We start from the raw sequence: 2,932 nt of genomic DNA, 5'->3' as shown, positions 1-2,932 counted from the left end.
CGTCATCACCGACAATCTGGCGCGATTCTCGGGCCAGGGGCTTTCGAACGTCGAAGCGCTGGTGCAGGACAGCCGCCGTTCGATCAGCCGCATCGAGGAGGCGGTAACCGATCTCAGCCGCAATCCGCAGCGCATCCTGTCGGGTGGCGACGGCGAGGTTCGGCAATTCGATGGCAGGGCGCGGCGTTGACTTCGGCGTCGGCGCGCCCCAGAAACATGAGCCGCGAAAGCGGGTCGATCTTACGATCCGGGGACAACGGGGATCGCGCGTGAAGTCTGTGTGGGTGAAAACGGGCGGGTTGACATCGGCTGCGGCACTGCTTGCTTTGACGCTGGCCGGCTGTGCGGCGTTGGGCGGCAAGCCCGCGCCGCTCGATACGTTCGAGCTGTCGGCGCCGTCGGTCGACGCGCTTGGCCACAGCCGCCGCCAGATCCTGATCGCGCAGCCGTCGGCGCTCAAGGCGCTGGACAGCCAGAACATCGTCATCAAACCGTCGGATCGTTCGATCCAGTATCTCAAGGGCGCGCAATGGGCCGACCGTCTGCCGCTGATCGTGCAGGCGCGGCTGGCCGAGACCTTCCAGCGCTCGGGCAGCTTTGCCGGCGTCGGCAAGCCGGGCGAGGGCCTGGCGATCGATTATCAGGTGATCGTCGAGATCCGCTCATTCGAGGTTCGGGTCGACGGCGGCGAACATGCCGAGGTCGATCTGTTCGTGCGGATACTGAACGATCGCAACGGCGAGGTCCGTGCTTCCAAGAGCTTCACCGCAGCCGCACCCGTCTCGGGCAGCGGCAATCCTGCTTATGTCAGCGCACTCGACAAGGCGTTCGGCGACGCCGCCGGGCAGATCGTGCGCTGGACGGATTCGGTGATCTGAGCGCGACGCGCGCCGGAATCCCACCAGGCTTCATCCGACCAGGCTTCTCTACCTACAAGTGGTCGAAGATCTCCGGCCGGAGCTTTCCGGTCTTCATCAGGTGCTGCAGGGTGTAGGTCACGGACAGCGCGTCATCGAGCGCATCGTGCCCCTGCAATGGCGGGTGCTTGACGCCGTAGTAATCCGCAAGCTTGTTGCTCGGCGTTCTCGCCAGATCCTCGATCGGCATTCCGGCTGCGATCAGCAGCTTGACGGTGTTGTCAAACCGGGTGGCCGGGATCGAAGGCTGAATGCCCGCGACATAGCAGCTGATGGCGATCATGCTCAATTCGTCCTTGCCCCAGGACCAGAATCGCGCCCCTTCGGAAAAACGATCGATGTCGGCGAGAGCATCCCCTAGTGCCACCCCTTTTGTCTCCAAATCTTCCTCGGTGATGCCGGTCAGTTTGGTGAAGAATGGGTCCAGGGCGTATCTCTGACCAAACCGGTCGACCGGTCTGATATAGGCCTTGTGTGTTCCGAGCAGGGGGAAGTCGCCTTCAAGTCCAAGCCTGACGGCGCCGATCTGTGCGATCACCGGGTCGGGATCGTGGGCCGCGCACCAGAATCTGCGTTGCGAGCCCTCCAGGCAAAGAAACTCGCAGTCGAAAATGATTGCCGTCTTCACGATCACACCCTGCGAGCGTTAGGGCAGCGGTACTGTGGATGAATTATGGCGCCGTCGGGAGATCGACTTAGGGCGGATTCCGAAGGCATCGATAGTCTTGCAAGACCTGTTGCGGGCAGGTTCAACGCGTGCCGGACGTTAGAGCAGGCACAGGCGGGACCATGGCCCGCCTGTTCAATTCCTGTCTTAGTGCAGGCGGCCGCTCGCATGCGCCAGCATGGTGTAGACCTTGCCGGTGTCCGACGTCAGGTAGGTCTGCGCCATGATGTTGTCGCGGTCGTTGCGCGAGACATCCTTGAGCAGCTTCTCGAAATCGTCGCAGTAGCGGTCGACGGCGGCGCGGAACTCGGCCTCGGCCTGATACTTGCGACGGATCTCGTCGAACGTCTGCTGACCCTTCAGCGTGTAGAGCCGCCTTGTGAACACGTCACGCTCGCCGCGCCGGTAGCGGTTCCACAGCTCGATCGAAGCATCGTGGTCGATGGCCCGCGCGATATCGACGGAGAGCGAGTTCAGCGATTCGACGACATGAAGGGGCGATCGCTGGGCAGGCGTAGCGCGGGGCGCTTCCGCAGTCGCTGGGGGAGCTGCCGACCTGAGGTCCTCATCGTTCGATGCCGCGGTCAGCAGATCGCGCACCCAGCCACCCTGCGGCGTGCGGGCGTTGGCATCGCCGCGCGGACGCGGTGCCGCCTCGGTCGGACGGTCAAGGTCGAGCGTGCCGCGCAATGCAGGGCCGCCCAAGGGCGCCTGAGGCGTGCGCAGGTCCGGCTGCGGTGCCGGTGCTCGGCGCGGCGGCTCGGCAGCGCGTGCGGCCGGCGCTTGCGGCGCCGGACGCAGGTTGCGTGGTTCGGACCCTTCACCGCCGCGGCCGGACTTGGCCACGATGTCCGAAAGCTCCTTCAGGGCGTTGATCTGCTCGGAAACGGCGCGGCGGATGGCCGAAGTCGATTCCTTGGCCTCTTCCGGCATTTCGATGACGCCCTTCTTGAGCTCGGCGCGGGTCAGGTCGAGCTCGCTCTTGATCGAGCCCGCGGTGCGCCGCATCTCCTCGGTCGCATCGGCAAAGCGCTTGGTTGCCGAGTCGACGACGTCGGTGATGGCGTTGCGGATCTTGTCGGCCGACTCCATCGCCTTGCCTTCGGCGTTCTGCAGCGTCTGGCCGACGAGATTTTCGAACGAGCGCATGACCCTTTCGAGATCTTCCGACTTCTTGACCAGGCCGACGGCGAGGTCTTCGAGCGACGACTGCCGTTCGAGCGTGTGTTCGAGGTTGCTCTGGGCCGAGCTCAACAGGTCCGAAGCACTGGACAGCAGGCGGCTGTGCTCGTCGAACTTGGTGGCAATCGACGCGACCTCGCGCAAGGTGGACGACGACAGTTCCGTC

At 64.3% G+C, this 2,932-nt stretch carries 2 protein-coding genes and 2 pseudogenes; 2 read left to right on the top strand and 2 right to left on the bottom strand.

The annotated features are described in order from the left end of the window. Together EN991_RS30395 and EN991_RS30390 are read left to right on the top strand one after the other, a co-directional pair. Nucleotides 1–190, top strand: a pseudogene (locus EN991_RS30395) (MCE family protein); the annotation flags it as partial. Next, nucleotides 171–878, top strand: coding sequence for an ABC-type transport auxiliary lipoprotein family protein (locus EN991_RS30390; RefSeq protein WP_127370129.1), 708 nt, complete (start codon nucleotides 171–173; stop codon nucleotides 876–878). The pseudogene EN991_RS30395 and the gene EN991_RS30390, both read left to right, overlap by 20 nt. Before the next feature lie 52 nt (nucleotides 879–930). On the opposite strand, the gene EN991_RS30385 is transcribed toward EN991_RS30390, so the two are convergent. Both EN991_RS30385 and EN991_RS30380 read right to left on the bottom strand, forming a co-directional pair. Then, nucleotides 931–1,545 (bottom strand): 3'-5' exonuclease, encoded by a 615-nt coding sequence (locus EN991_RS30385; protein WP_127370128.1) that lies wholly within the window; start codon nucleotides 1,543–1,545, stop codon nucleotides 931–933. A 186-nt stretch (nucleotides 1,546–1,731) separates the two neighbouring features. Continuing rightward, a pseudogene (locus EN991_RS30380) lies at nucleotides 1,732–2,932 on the bottom strand (kinesin); the annotation flags it as partial.

Source organism: Mesorhizobium sp. M7A.F.Ca.US.005.03.2.1, from assembly GCF_003997795.1.
GTDB lineage: Bacteria > Pseudomonadota > Alphaproteobacteria > Rhizobiales > Rhizobiaceae > Mesorhizobium > Mesorhizobium ciceri.
This window is presented reverse-complemented; position numbering and strand designations above follow the sequence as displayed.